We start from the raw sequence: 18,947 nt of genomic DNA, 5'->3' as shown, positions 1-18,947 counted from the left end.
TGCCCGTCCCTGACATTTGCGGAAACATCGAAGGTCTGGGATGCAAACCAGCCGGGAACGTTCCCTGCGGAGTCCGGGAACGTTCCCGGAATCCTGCTGCACGGGTCACCGCAATCGAAGAACAGTGCGCACGTGCGGGACTCGGGATCCTCGTCACCACCACGGCCCGGTGGGGCCGCTGCGTCGAAAGCGATGCAGGGGCACGGCATCTCAGTCGAACGACGAGAAGGTGGCTGGGTGATAATCCAACCCGCCAAAGTCGATCGTCCGAACAGGGGATCAGCGTTTCGGCGGGACGGTGGTTCCACGCACGACGAGTTTGGTGCGAGCGCCACTTCGTCGCCTGGCACGGCTCCAGGCAACGCCGAGGCAGCTCAGCGCACTCACACGTCAGCGACAGCGGCGACGGCCCGAGCGATCACGCCGGCAATGCGGGCAGGCTGAGTGATCAGCGCCAAGTGGTCTGCGTTCTCGCGATGCACCCACCAGCCTCGACGTTCGGCCTCCTCCGCCGCTCCGGTGTACGCCTCACTCAGGCACACGTAGGCACAGCGGGTGGCGGACCAACCGGGCGCATTCGGTGCTGGTTCCTCAAAATAGGCCACTGGCACTGTCGGAAGCTCGGCGATGAACCGTTCTCGCAGACCTGCATCGGGCACCAACGTGTCAAACACATCGGATGGAAACCACTTATTCCATGGGGGAAGCCGTCCAGCACGAGTCGGACCGGCCAACTGCTCGCGCAGTTGAGTAGGGGCGGTGTCGAACCAACTGCTACCCGGATGCGGAAGCAACGCGTCCACGAAGACAGCTCCGCGCGCGTCGTCTCCGACTACTTCAGCGATGGCGGGCAGCAGTGCACCAGCGCCGCTATGACCGACCAACACCACGGGGCCATGAGCTCCGTATAGGTCGAGAGCTCGGGCGGCGGCTTCAGCGAACTTCCGATAGTACGGCGGATGGTCGTCGACGACCGCCGTCAGCGATGGCACGACGACGTGCTGGCCCTCGTGCCGCAGCTGCGCCGCCGTCAACTCCCAGGTCAACGGACCTACAAGCGGACTATGGACAAGCAAGAGCGCAGGCACGAGCGAATCCATGAACCCATTCTGCACATCGACGATTCCAGGGCCACCGCTGGCTTTATCGTCGTGGCGTTCCAACAGCAGGCAGCCTTCAAGCCCACCACCAGGGAGGTCAAACCCACACGATTATGACATCAACATTTCCTGACGAGGCACTAGCCCTCAAATAAGCGAGTCGGTCTCTGTGGGGCGGTGGTAGCCGAAATGATCACGTTGGCGTGAGCGTGGGATACGCCGATGAGTGGTGGGGGACGTTGTGGGGCTCGTATGGGCCGGTGTCGTGGCGCTCGGGTGGGTGCTGGGCGCCGATTTCGGGGTTCGGGCAGGCGTTGTCGCCACCGCGGGTGCGCGGTGGTCGGGTGTGAAGTCTGGTAACCGGTGGTGGGTTAGCCGAAGCGGGTGCGTTCGATGGTGTTCCAGGTGCTGAAGAGTCGGTCCAGGCTGGGTTGGTAGCCGATGAGCCGGATGGTGATGCTGCGGGCGTGGCGGATGACCATGGCGGGGATGAGGATGATGTGGTGGAGGAAGCGGCGGAATTCCATGCGGATGTAGTCGCGCCGGTGGTGTTTTCGGTGCATCATCATCGCGAACCAGGATTTGATGTTCCACGCGAGCGCGGCGATGACCATGTAGGCCCAGTTGGAGATCAGGTCGTATAACGGTACCCGCAGGGCTTGGATGCCGGATTTGAGTTGTCCGATGATGTTTTCCTGATCGCAGCGGTCGCCTGCGCAGGCCACCACCTCGGCGGCGGTGAGGTCGGTGCGGGTGGTGATGTAGAAGAAGTAGCGGATCTCGTCGAACAGGACCTGTTCGCCGCGGGTTTTGCTGATGTTCTTGCGCACCGCGACCACTTGGTAGGGCCGCCGGCATTTGCCGGGCTGGTAGGTGAACTCGGCGACGTCCTCGTGGTTGAGTTCGAGGTTGACATACCCGCGTTCGGTGACGATCCGCTGCTTGTGGTTCTCCCTGCGGGCACGGGTCCCTCCGGTGCGCGGCTCGTAGGCGGCGGGCCGCTGCAGCCGGCTCCAGCAGGCCTCGTCGAGCGCTTCGGCGCGGGAGCGCAGCGCGGCGTTGTTGTCCATGCCGAAGACGAAGTCAACCTTCTCGGCCCAGCGGTCGAAGTGCGCGGTCAACGAGAAGTCGGTATCCCCGCGCAGGCACACCCGCTCGGCGTGCGGGGCCACCAACTCGATCGCCTTGTCGATCCACTGCGCCGCGCCCTGATGGCTGGGCGCGTTGCCGGGCCGGTTGACCAGATACAGCACTTCCTTGGTGTTGGCCAGCGACACGATCAGCGGCGCATACCCCCAGATTCCCTTGTAGGAAATGTCCATCCCGGCCTTGTGCTCCCCGCCGGTGGGCACGATCGTGCCGTCGACGTCGAGGTAGGCGATCGGACCCAGTAGGTCTCGTCCCCGCCCCGTCCACAACTGCGGGCGCACCGCGTTGATCGCCTCCATCAACGCCACCACGTCATCCTTGGCGAACCGACGGCAGAAGTCCCCCGCCGTGGTCGGATCCGCCGATCAGGTCCGCGCCCAGCGCGTTCATGTAGGCGGTGTCATGCCGCAGCCGCTCGATGTCCTCCAGCCGGGTGCCGCCGCAGGCCACGTTGTAGGCGAGGTTCAACACGTGATCGGACTCATGGTAGGGCAGGTGCACCTTCAACAACGCCAGACTGTCGTTGATCCGCTCGGCCAAACCGAGCTTGGTCACCAGTCGGTGCACCGCCGCGATCCCGCCGAAGCACGTGGCGTCGACGTTCCCGCCGATCTCGTAGCTCACCGTGCCCGAGTGCAGCATCGGCTTGGACTGCGCGCCCCAGTGTCCCGCACGTGCATGCCGGGCCGCCACCTTGCGCCGTCGGCGTGCCGCGTTCCGCCGACTCTGCTCGTGCGGTATCTTCTTCACCACAAAGGCCTTTCCTCTTGGGATGCGTTGGAGTCGCAAACCCAAGCAGGATAAGGCCTTTGCCTTATCTCAGGCCGGATCTACCCACCCGACACGCTTGATGAAGGACTAGCTGACCTCGCCGCCTGCGGAGTGCTGGAGCAGCTCCCTGTTCAGTTCGATCTGATCTCGGTCTGCCGAGCACGCGGCCCAAGGATAGGTCGGCGGGCCTTCGTCGGTGCAAGGACGCCGCGGCTACCAGGCCAGAACGCGATAGATCTAAATCTAGAGGCGTCTATTCCGGTGGGTTGAGGGGCCACGCGGTTTGGTAAGTTCGGAGCCATGGTGACGAGCAACGACGTGGCGCGGCACGTCGGATTGTCACAGACCACGGTTTCGCGTGCTCTGCGTGGCGACGCCTCGGTCACTCCGAAGACCCGTGACCGAGTGCTCGCGGCGGCTCGCGAGCTGGGTTACGTTCCGCACTCGGCCGCGCGCACACTCGTGACCCGACGTTCCCGTGCTGTCGGTGTGGTCGTGGCTGACCTGTCGAGCCCGATCTACCCGGTCATCGTGGAGAGCCTGCAAGGTCGTCTGGACGAGTGCGGCTACCGGATGATCCTTATCCGGGACCCCGATGAGCCTGGATTCGAGAACGCTACGGATGTTCTCACCAGCGCAACCGTGGACGGCATGCTTTTCGTTTCTGCTCGTGACAATTCCGCGGCGGTGCGCCTCGCGACGGAGCGCGGCGTGCCGGTCGTCCTGCTCAGCCGCGACGACTCAAGTGTGACCACGGACGTCGTCCTTTCCGACGACCGTGCCGCGGGTGAGCTCGTTGTCGCCCACCTCGTCGAATGGGGCCACGAGCGGATCGGGGTGCTGTCCACGCCTCGAGACCGTTCCAACGGTCGCGACCGTGAGGACGGGGTGCGGGAGGCCCTACGCCGACGAGGGATGCAAGTACGAGAGGAATGGATCAAGCGGACGTCGTTTGGTCACGCCGACGCCGTTCGTGCGGCCTGCGAGATTCTCCGGGAGCCCGAGGCTCCGACTGCCCTGTTCTGCGTCGCGGACTCCTTCGCCTTCGCGGTGCTGGACGCCGCGCACCAGCTTGGTCTCCGCGTTCCCGAGGATCTCTCTGTCGTTGGTTTCGACGACTCCGAACCGTCGCGTTGGTCATTCGTGCGGCTGACCACGGTTCATCAGCCGATTCGGGAGATGTCGTGCGAGGCTGTGGATCGGTTGGTGAGCCGGATCGAGACCTCCGGTACCCACCAACCGACCACTCGCGTGTTCCCGGTCACGCTCCGGGAAAGAGCGACGGTAGCCCGTCCAGCACGCTGATCAGGCGGTGTTGCGGCCACCGCTGAGGTCGAGGGTTTGGCCGGTCATGTAGCTGGCCTCCGGGGAGAGTAGCCAGGCCGCGAGGGCGGAGAACTCCTCGGGGAGCCCGACCCGGCCCATCGGCACTTTTGCGAGCAGAGCCGCGTTGCGCTCGGCGCTGAGGTCGTCGAGCAGTCGGGTCTTCATCATCGACGGGGCGATGCAGTTGACCGTGACTCCATCTTGCGCGACTTCCTTCGCGGCGGTCTTGACCAGGGCGACCAGTCCGGCCTTCGACGCGGAATAGGCAGCCTGGTGCGGATTGCCCTCGCGGGCCGCGATCGAGGAGAGGATGGCGATCCGTCCGTAGCCCTGGTCTTGCAGCTTGGGAAGCAACGCGGCAAGTCCGTGCAGGCATCCGTCGAGGTTGATGTCGAGCACCCGCGACCAGCCCGCGACCGGCATGTCGGCGACGGTCGTCTCGGGGCCCTGGATGCCATGGGCGAAGAGCGCCCCGTCGATGTGGCCGTGCTGGTGCAGCACCTCGGCTGTCATGCGATCCCAGTCGTCACGCTTGGTGACATCGAGGGCGAGGCTGTGCTCGGGGGCGGACCCGTCGCCGCGCCCACCGGCAACGACGTCGGTGCAGATCACCGTCGCGCCCTCGCGCATCAGACGCTCGGCTGTGTTCGATCCGAGACCCCCCGCGGCCCCTGTCACAAGGAGGACCTGGCCGTCGAACCTGCCGGGCCAGAACGTCTCGGGGCTCGCCATGAGCGATCGGGAAGCCGTGCCGTCACTACGATTTGCGGTACTGGTCACGAGATTCCCTTCATCGCACTGTCGTTGTGGTCGAAGCGGGACACATATGCCCGGTGGAGCTGTTCGAAGTGCTGGGCGTGTCCGAACTCAGCACAACCGGCAACATCAGGCACCTCGATGCTGACCGGTGTTGCCGGGAAGGTCTCGAGGATGGTCCGGAGCGGGAAGCTGCCTTCGCCGGGGCTCTGTCGTCGTGAGCGTGATTCGAGTGGAAGTCGGTCGGCGCTGACTGTCTGTCCCAACGGCATTCGCTCCGGAACAGGCAGTGGGGGAGGCGTTTCGGGGCCGTCGCAGAGCTGGATGACGCGGAGCGCATCGGCCGGCACGTCCTGGAGGTCTTCAACTCGGCCGCCTGCGCGGACGAAGTGCAGTACGTCGAGCATGATGCCGCAGCCGGTCTCGCGTGAGAGCGCACAGGCGGCCGCGACCGTGTTGATCGACTGGTACGCGATGGGTTCGAGGCTGGGCTGGATGCCGTGGTCGCGGCCGTCGGCGACGAGTTCGGCGAGCGACTCCCTCAAGCGGTGTTGGTCGGCGTCGCCTCCGATCACGTTGAGCACTGTGGCGCCCAGTGCCGCACCTGCCTCGAGGGCGGGCAGCCACTGCTCGCGTCCCCGGGCTCCGTCGAGGGTGAACGCCTCGACGTCCAGCACGGTCACGCCTGTCTCGGCCATCGCGCGCAGTGTCTGCCGGGACATCGGGGACCCGGGGGTCATAGGGTAACGCTGCTCTCCTGGGGTGGCGGGAAAGACCCGGACGCCGACGGAGGCGAAGCCGGCGTCGGCCGCGTGCCGGACCAGGTCTGGTGGGGCTAGGTCGAGGGCTGACAGGTGTGCCACGCCCAGTGGCTTACTCATGAAATGAACGCTCCTGCGAGTTCGGGTATTGACGGGCGCGCAGACGGCTCGTACCGTCCTGCACAACCGAATGACTACGTAGTCATTCAAACACTCGACCTGCTCCGAGGCAACGGCGCACATCAGGAAGGTCAAGGCGAACAGCTCATGACGACGCACCCTTCAGGCCCCACCCCAGACGCCGGCGAGTCCGGTCCACTCGACGCCTCGACCCCGATGCGCCCTGGCACCGGCGATTCGGGATCCAAGCGCAGCGCCATGGCCAGCACGGTCGGAGCGATCGTGGATTGGTACGACTTCTTCCTGTACGGCACCGCTGCAGCAGTCGTGTTCGGGCCGCTGTACTTTCCGTCGGCGAACCCATTGGCCGGGCTTCTGGCGTCAATGGGGTCCTTCGCGGTGGCGTTTGTGTTCCGGCCGATCGGGGGCGCGGTCTTCGGGCACTTCGGCGACAAGGTCGGGCGGAAGAAAATGCTGGCCATCACCGTGCTGATGATGGGGCTGGCCAGCACCGGAATCGGCTTGTTGCCCCCGTACGCGGCGATCGGCCTCGCCGCTCCGGTACTGCTGGTCCTGTTGCGTGCGATTCAGGGAATCGCAGTAGGCGGGGAGTGGGGTGGGGCGGCCCTCATGGCAGTTGAGAATGCACCCCGGAGGAAGCGCAACTTCTTCGCCTCCGGCGTGCAGACCGGCTCGTTCATCGGCCTTCTACTCGGCACGGCTGCATTCAGCCTCGCTCGCGGTCTCACGACCGAAGAGCAGTTCATGGCATGGGGCTGGCGGATCCCCTTCCTGATCAGCATCGCGTTCGCCCTCGTGGCGTTCTGGGTCCGATCCGGTGTCCCTGAATCGGCGAAGTTCAAAGAGATCGCTCGGGAAGACCACAAGGCCCGCGCCCCCTTGGCGGTTGCGTTGCGGACCAGCCCCAAGCAGATCCTGGCCGTCATCGGAATGCGGATGGTCGACCAGAGCACCTTCTACATCGGCTTCACCTTCGCACTGGCCTACACCTCGAACTTCACCGACAACTCGCCCGCGAACGTCCTCACAGCCTCGATGATCGCGATGATCCTGGCCATTCCGTCACTGAGCCTGTGGAGCACGCTCGCGGACCGCTACGGGCGTCGGCCCTTCTACATCGCCGGTCCGATTCTCGCCACAGTCGCAGTGTTCCCCCTGTTCGTGTTCCTGGAGAACGGCTCACTCCTCGGCCTGACCTTGTCCTTCGTGGCTCTCATCAACCTCGGCCACAACATCTCCGCGTGCGTGCAGCAGACGTGGTTCACGGACTTGTTCGACGCCCGCATCCGGTACAGCGGCGCGGGCTTTGCCTACGCGCTCGCCGGGGCTGTCGGCGGCTTCATCCCACTGACCGCGACGGCGCTGCTCGCCTTCAATCTCGGCTGGTACCCCGTGGCCGGCCTCGTGACCGGGCTCTGCGTCCTCGCCGTTCTCGCTGCTCTGTGGTCCCACCGCTGGACCACGTCCGCAGGTGAGAGCTCCACGGCGTGACCGCCGACGAGTCTTCTCAGCCGGGCCGACCGGTGGCGCAGAACGACCACCGACAGCAATCACGATTTCCTGCCACATCTGGTAAGTCTGGAGAACTGCAACCGTGACCATGCCGACGAGCGCACCCGCCACCACCGACGTCATCATCGTCGGCTCCGGAGCCGGAGGACTGTCCGCCGCAGTGACGGCCGCGCAGGGCGGTCTACGGGTAACGGTGCTGGAACGTGCCGAGGTGTGCGGTGGCGCCACAGCGTGGTCGGGAGGCTGGATGTGGGTACCGGGCAACCACCTCGCCCGGGCGGATGGCGTCGACGAGGACCCGGCGGCCTTCCGCGCCTACCTCGCCGCCGTGCTGGGGGACGACCTCGACGAGGAACGTGTCGACGCGTTCCTCGACTCCGCTCCCCAGATGGCACGCTTCTTCCACGACAACACCGCACTCGCCTTCACACCCGGCGCCAAGATCTGCGACATCTACGGCGACCTTCCCGGAGCCGGGACGGGTCACCGCTCGCTCGCACCGGCGCCAGTAAACCTGCGTGAGCTCGGGCCGGACGTGGGCCGACTGCTCCGGCGTCAGCTGTATGAGACCTCGTTTCTGGGGCTTGGGATCATGGCCGGGCCGGATCTCGCCGGATTCCTGGCCGCAGCGCGCGGTGACGCCCGCGGCCTGGCACACGCGGTCCGCCGCGTCACGCGACACATTGCCGACCTCGCCTTCTACCGACGCGGGCAGCAGTTGGTGAACGGCACCGCTCTGGTCGGTCGCCTGCTGCGCGCGGCGCTGGACTTCGGCGTCACCATCCGCACCTCCAGCACAGTGACCAACATCGTGCGCAATGACGAGGATCGGGTGCTCGGGGTCGAGGTCACCACGCCCTTCGGTAAGGAACGCCTGCACGCGGAGCGAGGTGTCGTGCTCGCCGCAGGCGGGTTTCCTCACGACCGTGAACGGCGCCGTGCTCATTTCCCCACCGGGCCGGATCACAACTCGCTTGCCCCGGTCACCGCCGACGGCGCCGGAATCGACCTTGGCCAGGCGGCGGGCGGGCGTCTCCGCACTGATCTAGCATCGCCCGCGGCATGGTGCCCGGTTTCTCTGGTGCCCTACCGCTCCGGGCGAACGGGGGTGTTTCCCCACATCATGGACCGTGCCAAGCCCGGCAGTATCGGCGTCCTGCGCAACGGTCGGCGCTTCGTCAACGAGGCGAACGGCTACCACGACTACGTCACGGCCATGATCGCCGCGAGCTCGGACGGCGACCAGCCTGAGGCGTGGCAGATCGCGGACGCGCGCTTCGTGCGCCGCTACCCGCTGGGCATGGCCAAACCCCGCCCGGTCCCGCTGTTGCCCTATTTGCGCAACGGCTACCTCAAGCGTGGTCGGACCCTGGCCGAACTCGCCCACGCCTGCGGCATCGATGCCGCAGGCCTCCAGAGCACGGTCGCCTACTTCAACGAGCGTGCGCGGCAAGGACACGATCCGGAGTTTGGCCGCGGCTCCACCCCGTTCAACCGTTACGGCGGAGATCGTTCCACCGGCTTCCCGAACCCGTCGCTGGCGCCGATTGAGAAAGGCCCGTTCTACGCAGTCCGGGTCGTGCCGGGCAGTTTCGGGACCTTCGCGGGCTTGGCCACCGACGCCCACGCTCGAGTGCTTGACGATGACGACAAGGCCATTGCTGGCCTGTACGCGGTGGGTTGCGATCAGGCGAGCGTCATGGGCGGGCACTATCCGGCCGGTGGCATCAATCTCGGACCGGCCATGGTCTTCGGGTGGATCGCCGGCATGGATCTGCTCGAACTTCCGAGAGGCGGTTCCCGCGTCAATCAAGTTGGAGGCTGATTCCGCCGAGATGTGGAGGAGTGTTCGGCCGGTCGGCATGTCACCGAGCGAGAGTCGGCCCCTCGACGCTCCGCTTCGCGCGGATCCGTGGCTGACGTTCTGCCATCGGACACATTGACTTTCGACGACCATCCACTAGTGTCCTGCGCCGGAGATTCGTTGACAATATGATCGGAGTGACTCCAAGATCTCGTCAGCGCTCTTCGTCCAGATGAACGGCCGGGGATCGTTGTTCCACTCGTCGATCCAGTTGCGGATATCGGCCTCGAGTGCCTGGACGCTGGTGTGCACGCCGCGTTGCAGGAGTTTGGTGGTCAATTCGCCGAACCAGCGTTCGACCTGGTTGATCCAGGACGATCCGGTCGGGATGAAGTGGATTTGGAATCGGGGATGCTTCGCTAGCCATTTCTGGATGATCTCGGTTTTGTGGGTGGCGTAGTTGTCACAAATGACATGGACGCCTAACTCCGCCGGTACGGTTTTGTCGATCTTGGTGAGAAATTTGCGGAACTCGACCGAGCGGTGCCGGCGGTGCAGCGAGGAGATGACCTTGCCGGTGGCGATGTCGAAGGCGGCGAACAGGCTGGTGACGCCGTGACGGACGTAGTCGTGGGTGCGCCGCTCGGGCATGCCGGGCATCATCGGCAACACCGGCTGGGACCTCTCCAGCGCTTGCACCTGGGATTTCTCATCGGTGCACAGAACCACTGCGTTCTCGGGCGGGTTCATATACAGGCCGACGACGTTACGGACCTTCTCGATGAACTGCGGATCGGTAGAGAGCTTGAATGTGTCGGCCAAGTGGGGTTTAAGGTTGAACGCTTTCCAGATCCGTCCCACGGTCGATTTACTCAGCCCGGAACGCTTCGCCATCGATGTACGCGACCAATGCGTCGCGTTGTTCGGTTTCTCTTCCAACGTCGAGACGACCACCTTCTCCACCTGTTCGTCGGTGATCTTCCGCGGCGCGCCTGGGCGATCCTCGTCGACCAACCCCTTCAGTCGTCGCTGGACAAACCGCGACCGCCACTTGCCCACCGTCGGCCGCGACACCCGCAACTTCTCGGCGACATCCACATTGGACAAACCATCGGCGCATGCCAGCACAATCCGACACCGCAACGCCAAAGCCTGCGAACTCTTCGCCCGCCGAGCCCAACGCTGCAACGTCGAACGCTCATCGTCGGTCAGCACCAACTCAGCCTTCGGCCGCCCAGTCCTCGCCATTCCCGCAGTATAGCCATTTCGACCATGAATTTCCGGTGCAGGACACTAGCAACATCGCACATACGTCTCGTCTTTGGCCTGGCGATCCGCCCGCGCCAGCGGTGTAAACACCCAGCTCGATCGAATGCTTTTTAGTCAGGTATTGGAGGTTGTGGTTTCGCTTGGGTTAGCGGTCGGGGTGTTGGTGCTTGCTACGCCAGTTGCGTTGGCGGGTCCTGAGTCGCCGTCGGTGCCGCCGGAGCAGGTGCGTCCGATGCCGGATAAGAGTATCGCGTTTTATGTTGGGAAGAACCGGAGTGAGAGCGGTGCGACACTGCTGGGCGGGTTCGGTCACGAACCGTCTGCGTCTGGTCACTGTGACCAACCCATGTTTCACACCAACGCTTGATCTTGGGTTTTAACCTTTGGGTGTTGTTGTGGCCCCGGTTGATCATGGGAACAGCCCTTGGGTGATCATGCTTCTGACGAAAGAAGAAGATCAACCAAGGGCTGTCGTGATCAGTGTGCAGGATGACCGCCAGGCGGTCGAGTTCGGGGCTGTGACCGGGTTCCGGGATGGGTTTTACCGGTGTCTGTCGGCTCGGGCGGATGCGTTGTTCGTGCTCTGCGATGCGGTGTCCTGCGGTGAGCGGCCGGTGACCTCGTTGGTGGAGTTGTCGCTGTCGCCGGTGTTCCGGCGGGGGCATGGCGCGTTGTACGACGCGTTGGCGGCCGGGGAGATCGACGCCGCCGGGGTATGGGATGTGCTGGTGGATGGGTTGCCTGCCGCGGCGGACGAGGGACCGCTTCTGTTCACCGCTGATGTGACCGTGTGCCCGCGACCGGATGCGGAGTGCTCGGCGGATCGCGGTCACTGTCATACGTCGTGTCGCTGTGACGGTGACCGTAAGACGATCCCTGGCTGGAACTATGCGTGGCTTGCGGGCATCCAGTGGGGTCGTTCGTCGTGGGTGTCGCCGGTGGATGCGGTCCGGATGGATCCCGACGATGATCTCGTGGCGGTGACCGCCGCCCAGATCCGGGAGTTGGCTACTCGTCTGCGCGCCGCCGGGCGCACGGGTGGAGCGGGCCGCCTTCCACCGATGGTGGTGATGGACTCTGGTTATCCGGCTACCGCGATGACCGACGCGGTGTCTGATGTGGACGTGCAACTGCTGATCCGTCTCGACCGTGACGATCGGGTGTTTCACCGCCCACCGCCGCCGCGGGTGCCTGGCAGGACCGGGCGGCCACCGAAATACGGCGCCCGCTTCGAGTGCGCCAGCCCCACCAGTTGGCACACCCCGGACGCCACGCTGACCGTGGACACCGACCGCTACGGACGGGTTGAGGTGCATGCCTGGTCCGGGCTGTCGCCGAAGATCCAAGCCCGCGGCTGGTTCGCCGACCGTAGCGAACTACCCGTGGTCACCGGCACGGTCGTGCACGTCCGCGTGGAACACCTGCCCGACGGACGCGCCCCGCACAAGGACCTGTGGCTGTGGTGGGCCGCCCCCGAGGGCGTCCCACTGGATCTGGACATGCTGTGGCGGGTCTACCTACGGCGGTTCGACATCGAGCATTTCTTCCGTTTTGCCAAGTCGACCTTGGGCTGGACCGCGGCGAAAACCCGCACACCCGCCCAGCAGGACCGGTGGACCTGGCTGACGATCGCCGCCTACACCCAACTCAGACTCGCCCGCAACCTCACCACGGACCTGCGGCGTCCCTGGGAACGACGCCCCGAGCCAGACCGGCCGTTAAGCCCGCACCGGGTACGCCGCGGGTTTCGCCACATCCATGATCGTCTCGGGACCCCCGCGCGTGTGCCGAAACCCACCCGGCCCGGCCCAGGGCGGCCCCCAGGCTCCCGCTCCGGTCCTGCTCAACGCCATCCCGTCCGCAAAAAAACCGAAAAAACGGACACCCGGCAACCCGCCGGAAAGAAGCAAGCAGGTTAAAACCCAAGTTGATGAACTGACGATGAGGCACACACGAACACCGGTGTGCACGGCGCGGACTGCCTCGCTTGGAGGCCGACCTGATCACGATCGAGGTGTGCGAGATCCGCTATGCGAGGTCCAGGAGGTGATCAACATTTGGGTGTTCCCAGTGGGCCTGCCACAACTGTGCCTCAGCGGCCCGGTGACCGCATCGCCGAGAGCCGGTGGGCGGTGACACAGTGGTCTGGAGCCCGTCGGTGCCCACCGCGCTGATTTCCCTGTCGGCCAAACACCGTCTCGCCCGGGTCTGCGACGAGTCCGGTGTTTCCGAGGACGTCCACAAGCTTGTGCTCGGCGCTCGCGGCGTCGGCGAGCAGCTGGTCGACAATCCCGCGGCGGCGGTGGCCAGTGCGACAGGGTCGACCCGGATGGGGCGGGAGGTTGGGCGGCGGGGCGCACGCGGTTCTCGAACTCGGCGGCACCAATGCGGCCACCCAAGCCAGCTTGTCGCAGCGGACTGGACTCTCTCGGCGCTGCTCTTTGGCGGCATGACTGGGGTTTCTGGCGGTCATTGTTGCGCGTGGTCGGTGACCCAGGTGGCGATTTGCAGGCGGGAGGTGAATCCGAGCTTGACGAGAATGTGCTCGACGTGGGTTTCCGCCGTGCGTCGGGAAATGACCAGACTGGCCGCGATCTCCTTGTTCGACTTGCCTTTCGCGATGAGGCTGGCGACTTCGCGTTCCCGCTTCGTCAGCGTCGACTCGGCTACGGGCACCTGCCGTGCTTCACGGGCGGGTGAAGGAGTTGTCGTCTCGCCCAGTGCATAGGAGATCGTCTCCTCCCGGGTTATCAGTGCGCCTTTCTGGCCGGCGGCCTCGAATGCTGCGTCGCCGAGTCGTTCGCGGACCTGTTCGTGCGCCTGTGCGCGCCAGGACAGCAGAGTCTCGGCGCCGAACAACGGAGTGCCGATCAGATCCCACAGTTTTCCGAGCGCGCCAAACAACACGCCAGCACGTTCGGAGTCCCCTTGAGTGGCCGCCACCCAGCTCAGCAACTCGACGCAGCATGCGATGCCGAGCATGTCCTCAAGATCCTGCTTGGCATGAAGTGATGCCGACACGTGTAGGGCTGTCTCGGTGGCATTGCCCGCCGCCCACCAAGAGACTCCGACGTTCCACTCCGTCCAAGACAGTGCCCAGAGCTCTCCGAGCGGGGTGCAGACGGACTCGCACTCGCGCAGGAACTCCATGGCCCGGTCGACGTCTCCGCGCAGGCCTGCCCTTTGTGCCTGCACGGCGAAGACGATCAGCGCCGGGGTAGTCCAGTGGGCAGAAGCGCGGTGGCGGGCCAGGGCCTGGTCCAACAGCGGGCCTGCCCGGGCGAGGTTGTCGTCCCACATCTCGGTGTCGCCGAGAAACTGGAGCGCATAGGTCAACTCGGTCTCATTGCCCAACTGCTGGGCGAGGAAGCGGCTGTCGTTGAGCAGGGACAGCGAGCCGGCGCGGTCTCCGTGGAGGTGGGCGAGCCAACCGTCGATCCACAGTGCCCGGGCCCGCTCGCTGCTCGGTTCGGTGTCTGCGGCCAGCGCCCGGTCCAGCCAGCGGCGGCCTTCCCTGGCGTAGTCGAACCCCAACCACAGGAACCACAGGGCGGCTGTCATCCGCAGTGCCGTCCGCGCCTGGCCAAGAGTGGTCAGGCAATATTCCAACGCAGCCCAGAAGTTGGGGCGTTCGATGCGCAGGCGTTTGACCCAGTCGGCTTGTGCGGGGCCAGCGGAGCCGGCGTCGGACTGTTCGGCCAGAAGTAGGTAGTAGTCGCGGTGTCGGCGGCGTAGCGAGCTTTCCTCACCCGCTGCGGAGAGTTGCTCCTGGCCATACTGGCGGATGATCTCCAGCATCCGGTATCTGCTCCGCGGGTGTTGCTCGACGGAGGCGAGGATTGACTTGTCGATCAACCCGGCGATGCCGGTAAACACGTCATCGGTGGTCAAGCCGTCGTCGGCGCAAACGTGTTCGGCGGCGTCGAGGTCGAAGTCTCCGGCGAACACCGAGCAGCGAGCCCACAGCTGCCGCTCCTGGTACGTGCACAGGTCGAAGCTCCAGTCGACGGCGGCCCGCAGGCTCTGGTGCCGCGGACCGTCCGCGTGGTGCCTGCTGGTGAGGAGCTGAAAGCGGCTCTCCAGGCGGTCGAGGATTTCCTCGACTGACAGCACGCGCACGCGTGCTGCGGCGAGCTCGATGGCCAGCGGCACGCCGTCCAACCGCTGGCACAACCTGGCCACGGCGATCTCGTTGTCCTTGGTCAACGAAAATCCCGTTGACACTGCCGCGGCCCGGTCCTCGAACAACCTCAATGCCGCGTGATCCCGGGGCGGGGTCTCATTCGTGGCTTGCGAGTCCTCTGCGGTGGGCAGGGAAAGGGGTGGCACCCGCAAGATCTGTTCCCCGCTAGTCCCGATGGGCTCTCGGCTGGTCGCAAGCACGCGCAACCCTGGGGCGGCGGATAGCAGCGTGGTGATCAGGTGACCGCACGAGTCCAACAGGTGCTCGCAGTTGTCCAACACGAGCAACAGGTGCCGGTCGACCAGATACTCCGTCAGTACAGTGTCCAGGTCCCGCATCGACCGGTCCTGGAGACCGAGTGCACCTATCACGGCGTGCGGAACCAGCGAGGGGTCCTGAACATCTGCGAGCTCCACCAGGTGTGTTCCGTCGGGGAAGGCTCGACGCAAGGTGTGCGCCACGTGGAGCGCTAGCCGCGACTTCCCTATGCCACCGAATCCCGTCAGGGTCACGAGCCGTGAGTCGGAGAGCGCTCGTTTTACGTCCGTTATCGCCTGGCGGCGCCCCACGAAGCTCGTCAGTTCGTGGGGGAGACCGCTGGCTTGATGGCGGACGCCCTGCGTCATTGGTCACCGCTCATTATCCGGAACCGCACTATCTATCCTAGAACGGTTCACGGGGTGTCGGTTGCGTCTTGCTCGTCATCGGAGGTCGGCACGAGCACCCAAGTGGTTTCCGGCAGATCTATTTGAGGGGCATTTCGGAGCAACGACAGTGTGCGCAATGGTGAGGCGCGTTGTCAGTGGTGCGCATGGTTCGCTTGTGCTGGTACATGTCCTGGTTGGCGTTGTGGAGAAGCATTTCAGGCCGGGGCGTGAAGTCTTCCGTGGTGGCGAGGCCAACGCTGATCTCGGGACCGACCGAGGTGTTTTTGCGGGCGGCCGTGCGTGCTCTCGCACGGACGGGTGTCCGTGGGGTCGTGAGTGGCAATGCCGGTTCTTACCGGAACAATCGCTCACGACCGGTGTCTCTGGGTCGTGAGTGGTGCTGCCGGTTCTTGCCGGTGTCATGTCTCGGTAGATGTGTCAATCCCCGGACACGCCTAACCCACGGAAGAAGCAGAAGGGCCTAAAACAGGTCTATTAAATCGCAAGGCGTGGCTAATAAGAAAGAAGTTGAGGTGGCGGAGTAGTACAACAACCGCCGGCTCCTGCGGAGTAGATCACCGACCGAGTTAGATCCTTCGGTCCGCAGTCCGGGACCCGGTCAGCTCGTGGTAGCAGAGGGTGTGGTCGAGCTCGCTGGCCTTGGCCGGTGGTAAACCGGTCTGACATGTTACATGTGGGCTATGATGGGGCTGGGCGGAAACGACCGCGAAGAGTTGCGTGAGGGGTTTGCATGAGTCGTGCTCAGTCGACGTCGGCCACGGATGGTGCGAGTGGATTTCGCCCTGTCGAGCGGGTGAGTCCGACGGACCAGGTTCGCGAGCAACTGCTCGCGGCGATCGAACGCGGCGACTTTCTGCCCGGCTCGGCGTTGCCGTCGGAGCGGAAGCTGTGCGAGATGTTCCGTGTCAGCCGGGTGGCGGCGCGTGAAGCTCTCGCTGGCTTGGAGGCGATGAAGCTCATCGTCATCCAGCATGGGCGCGGGGCGTTCGTTCGGGAGAACGTCAACGTCCAGTACGCGGGACCGTTCGCGGAGTACCTCAGGCTGCAGCGCACGGAGCTGATCGAGTTGTTGAAGGTGCGCGGTGCCTTGGATGCTCTCGCCGCTGAGGAGGTCGCCGTTCACGGATCAGACGTCGATATCGACGAGATCGAACACGCGGCTGAGGATTTCGCGCGCGTCGCCGAGGCGGAGCAGCGCAACGTCTCCGAGCTTGCGCGACTCGACATCGCGTTCCACCTGTCCATCGCCAACGCCAGCGGCGGAACGCTCCTGCCGAACCTGCTCGCCGAACTCAACGATGTACTCAAAGAATCCCGTAGTGCGACCCTGTCCCGGGACGGCCAGGCCATCAAGTCAGTGAGCGAGCACCGTGCGATCGTCGACGCGTTGCGCAGCCGGGACGGAGCCGCGGCACGCCACGCCGTGGTCGGGCACATGTCGGGCATCCAAAACTGGCTGGAACAGCTCTCCGACGCCGACGACGACTAGCCGACCTCGCCAGGGATGGTGCTGTCATGGATAAGCAGTCGGCATAGCTCACGGGACATTCATCGCCAAGCCCACCGGTCGAGGTCTCCTTGTACTTTGAGCTTCATGTCGCGCCCGGTGGCGCGCATGGTGTCGATGACCTCGTCCAGGCTGACAAGGTGCGTGCCGTCGCCGCGCACAGCCATGCGGCTGGCAGTGATGGCCTTTCCGGCGTAGATGGCGCTGCGCCCGATGCAGGGGATCTGGACGAACCCGCTGAGGAGGGCGCAGGTGAGGGCGAGGCTGTGCGGCCGCCGGAGGCTTTCTCCCCCGTTGACAGCCTTCGTGATCAGGTTCACCCAGTCCTCGGCGTAGGCCGGATCGGATCCGGCGTCCTCTTGGCGAAGTACCGGCCCGGATGCCGGCCAGCCGCGCCTGCATTTCGTCCGGTGTGATCTGTACAGGCCGGTACTCCTCCAACCCGAGTAGCGCCGCCAACGTATACGGCCGAGGCGCGCCCGGCCGAGGCGTCGGGCGATTTCGCTGCGCCTGTTCATCACCTCCATTCCGGTTTCGCTGGCCGTATCGGTGGTTAGGTCATTCGTACAGATTCGTCGTTGTGGGCACGGACGCGTGGAGACCGGCGCGCCGCACGATCGCCTCGGCCCGCTTCCTGGCCTCAGCTCGCAGTTCGGTCTCGTCGATCGTGGTCACCTTGCCGTCGGCGAACAGCCGGTGGCCGGCCACCCAGGTTTGCGCGATGCTGGCCGGGCTCGCCGAGTAGACCAGTGCCTGCAGCGGATCGCGATAGGGAATCCACTCGTGGTGGTCGAGATCGAACAGGACGAAGTCGGCCTGCTTGCCCACCTCCAGCGAGCCGATCTCGTCGTCCCACCCGAGCGCGCGGGCGCCGTCGATGGTGCCCATCCGCAGTGCCTCCCGCGCGCCCAGGATGGTCGGGTCCATCCGCGCGTCCTTGAACAGGCCGGCCACCAGATGGATCTGCCGGTGCAGATTCAGGTTGCCCGAGGCGGACACACCGTCCGTGCCCAGCCCGACGGCGACCCCCGAATGCATCATCTCCGGGTACTTGCCGATGGCAGTGGCGCCCTTGGCCAGCTTCAGCGAACTGGACGGGCAGAACGCCACTGACGTGCCGTGCTCGGCGAGCGAGGCGACCTCGTGATCAGTCAATGCGGCGGCGTGGGCGAGCACCAGGTTGTTGCCGAGACCCGCATTGCGTTCGAGCCGGGTCACCGGCCAGCAGCCGTAGTTCTTCTCGCTGAGCTGGGATTCCTCGATCGATGACGCGATGTGGTAGGTGGTGCCCACGCCGAGGCGTTCCGCCAGCTCCCGGGCGCCGACGTGGAGTTCCAGGCTGCACGGTTCCTTGCCTTCGATATTGACCCAGCAACGGATCCTGCCCCCGGCGTAGCCGTTCCATTTCCGTACCGCGTCCTCCAGCGCCTCGAGCGCGACAGTGTGGTTCGGAAAGAAGTGGTGCTCGATCATCTCCGGCGACCAACCGGGCGGGATCTGCGCGGGTTTGCGGTCGGCCGCGTGGCGTCCGACAATGCCTCGAATACCGATCTCGGCCGCGCCGCGCGCGCTCACCCCCGCATCATTCTGTGCGCCCATGTCCAGGAAGCAGGTTGTGCCGCTTCGCAACATTTCCGCAGCCCCTAGCCGGACGCTGACCTCTTCGTCCTCCGTGCGAACGTGGGCATAGAACGGCTTCGCCCAGTGGAACACCCACGCCCTGGTGGCCAGTACGTCGGGGAACACCGCGCGAGACAACGTCTCGGACAGGTGCACGTGCGAGTCGACCATGCCCGGCATCGCGCCGAATCGCCGGCCGTCGATCCGCTCGTCCACGCGGTCCTCGCCCAGTCGCGCGAGGACGGCTGCTGTCGGACCGACGTCAATGAGCCGGTCACCTTCGATCAGTAGTGCCGCATCAGACAGCACCCGGTCATCGGAGTCGACCGTCGCGACGAATTCCAGGTGCTCGATCAGCGTCCGCATGGCTCTCCTTGATG

General features: G+C 65.2%; 12 protein-coding genes and 2 pseudogenes. 6 read left to right on the top strand and 8 right to left on the bottom strand.

The features are described 5' to 3' along the window. Positions 1–383: 383 nt before the first annotated feature. The gene (locus tag DL519_RS10730) at positions 384–1,163 is read right to left on the bottom strand and encodes an alpha/beta fold hydrolase (protein WP_223838731.1); all 780 of its coding nucleotides are present in this window, start codon (positions 1,161–1,163) and stop codon (positions 384–386) included. A 308-nt stretch (positions 1,164–1,471) separates the two neighbouring features. After that, positions 1,472–2,999, bottom strand: a pseudogene (locus tag DL519_RS10725) (IS1380 family transposase). Between the two features lie 321 nt (positions 3,000–3,320). Here DL519_RS10725 and DL519_RS10715 point away from each other — a divergent pair. Beyond that, a complete protein-coding gene (locus DL519_RS10715) occupies positions 3,321–4,325 on the top strand; it encodes a LacI family DNA-binding transcriptional regulator (protein ID WP_190814361.1) in 1,005 nt (334 codons plus the stop codon). On the opposite strand, the gene DL519_RS10710 is transcribed toward DL519_RS10715, so the two are convergent. Next, positions 4,326–5,078 carry an SDR family NAD(P)-dependent oxidoreductase gene (locus DL519_RS10710; RefSeq protein WP_190814360.1) on the bottom strand — a complete coding sequence of 251 codons (753 nt, stop codon included), beginning with the start codon at positions 5,076–5,078 and terminating at the stop codon, positions 4,326–4,328. Positions 5,079–5,122: 44 nt separating this feature from the next. Then, the gene (locus DL519_RS10705; RefSeq protein ID WP_190814358.1) at positions 5,123–5,983 is read right to left on the bottom strand and encodes a sugar phosphate isomerase/epimerase family protein; all 861 of its coding nucleotides are present in this window, start codon (positions 5,981–5,983) and stop codon (positions 5,123–5,125) included. A gap of 147 nt (positions 5,984–6,130) precedes the next feature. On the opposite strand from DL519_RS10705, the gene DL519_RS10700 reads away from it, so the two are divergent. Both DL519_RS10700 and DL519_RS10695 read left to right on the top strand, forming a co-directional pair. Beyond that, positions 6,131–7,495 carry an MFS transporter gene (locus DL519_RS10700; RefSeq protein ID WP_190814356.1) on the top strand — a complete coding sequence of 455 codons (1,365 nt, stop codon included), beginning with the start codon at positions 6,131–6,133 and terminating at the stop codon, positions 7,493–7,495. Between the two features lie 109 nt (positions 7,496–7,604). Further along, positions 7,605–9,341: an FAD-dependent oxidoreductase gene (locus DL519_RS10695; protein ID WP_190823906.1), complete on the top strand. Its 1,737-nt coding sequence runs from the start codon at positions 7,605–7,607 to the stop codon at positions 9,339–9,341. A gap of 135 nt (positions 9,342–9,476) precedes the next feature. Here the strand turns inward: DL519_RS10695 and DL519_RS10690 are convergent, their stop codons facing one another. Then, a complete protein-coding gene (locus tag DL519_RS10690; protein ID WP_190812759.1) occupies positions 9,477–10,568 on the bottom strand; it encodes an IS630 family transposase in 1,092 nt (363 codons plus the stop codon). A 494-nt stretch (positions 10,569–11,062) separates the two neighbouring features. Here DL519_RS10690 and DL519_RS10685 point away from each other — a divergent pair, with 494 nt between their 5' ends. Then, the gene (locus tag DL519_RS10685) at positions 11,063–12,508 is read left to right on the top strand and encodes an NF041680 family putative transposase (RefSeq protein ID WP_223838729.1); all 1,446 of its coding nucleotides are present in this window, start codon (positions 11,063–11,065) and stop codon (positions 12,506–12,508) included. A gap of 206 nt (positions 12,509–12,714) precedes the next feature. After that, positions 12,715–13,023, top strand: a pseudogene (locus DL519_RS49840) (aldehyde dehydrogenase family protein); the annotation flags it as partial. Positions 13,024–13,058: 35 nt separating this feature from the next. Here DL519_RS49840 and DL519_RS49390 read toward each other — a convergent pair. After that, on the bottom strand, positions 13,059–15,398 hold the full coding sequence (locus tag DL519_RS49390) for a LuxR C-terminal-related transcriptional regulator (RefSeq protein WP_190814354.1): 2,340 nt from the start codon (positions 15,396–15,398) through the stop codon (positions 13,059–13,061). Positions 15,399–16,233: 835 nt separating this feature from the next. Here DL519_RS49390 and DL519_RS10675 point away from each other — a divergent pair. Next, a complete protein-coding gene (locus DL519_RS10675) occupies positions 16,234–16,929 on the top strand; it encodes a FadR/GntR family transcriptional regulator (RefSeq protein WP_190814352.1) in 696 nt (231 codons plus the stop codon). A gap of 59 nt (positions 16,930–16,988) precedes the next feature. On the opposite strand, the gene DL519_RS10670 is transcribed toward DL519_RS10675, so the two are convergent. Together DL519_RS10670 and DL519_RS10665 are read right to left on the bottom strand one after the other, a co-directional pair. After that, a complete protein-coding gene (locus DL519_RS10670) occupies positions 16,989–17,267 on the bottom strand; it encodes an L-serine ammonia-lyase, iron-sulfur-dependent, subunit alpha (RefSeq protein ID WP_190824609.1) in 279 nt (92 codons plus the stop codon). A 238-nt stretch (positions 17,268–17,505) separates the two neighbouring features. Next, a complete protein-coding gene (locus DL519_RS10665) occupies positions 17,506–18,933 on the bottom strand; it encodes an amidohydrolase family protein (protein WP_190814350.1) in 1,428 nt (475 codons plus the stop codon). Positions 18,934–18,947: the final 14 nt, after the last annotated feature.

It is taken from the genome of Saccharopolyspora pogona (genome assembly GCF_014697215.1).
Lineage (GTDB): Bacteria > Actinomycetota > Actinomycetes > Mycobacteriales > Pseudonocardiaceae > Saccharopolyspora > Saccharopolyspora hattusasensis.
The sequence above is the reverse complement of the archived record's forward strand: the minus strand, read 5'-3'. Positions and strand labels throughout refer to the sequence as shown.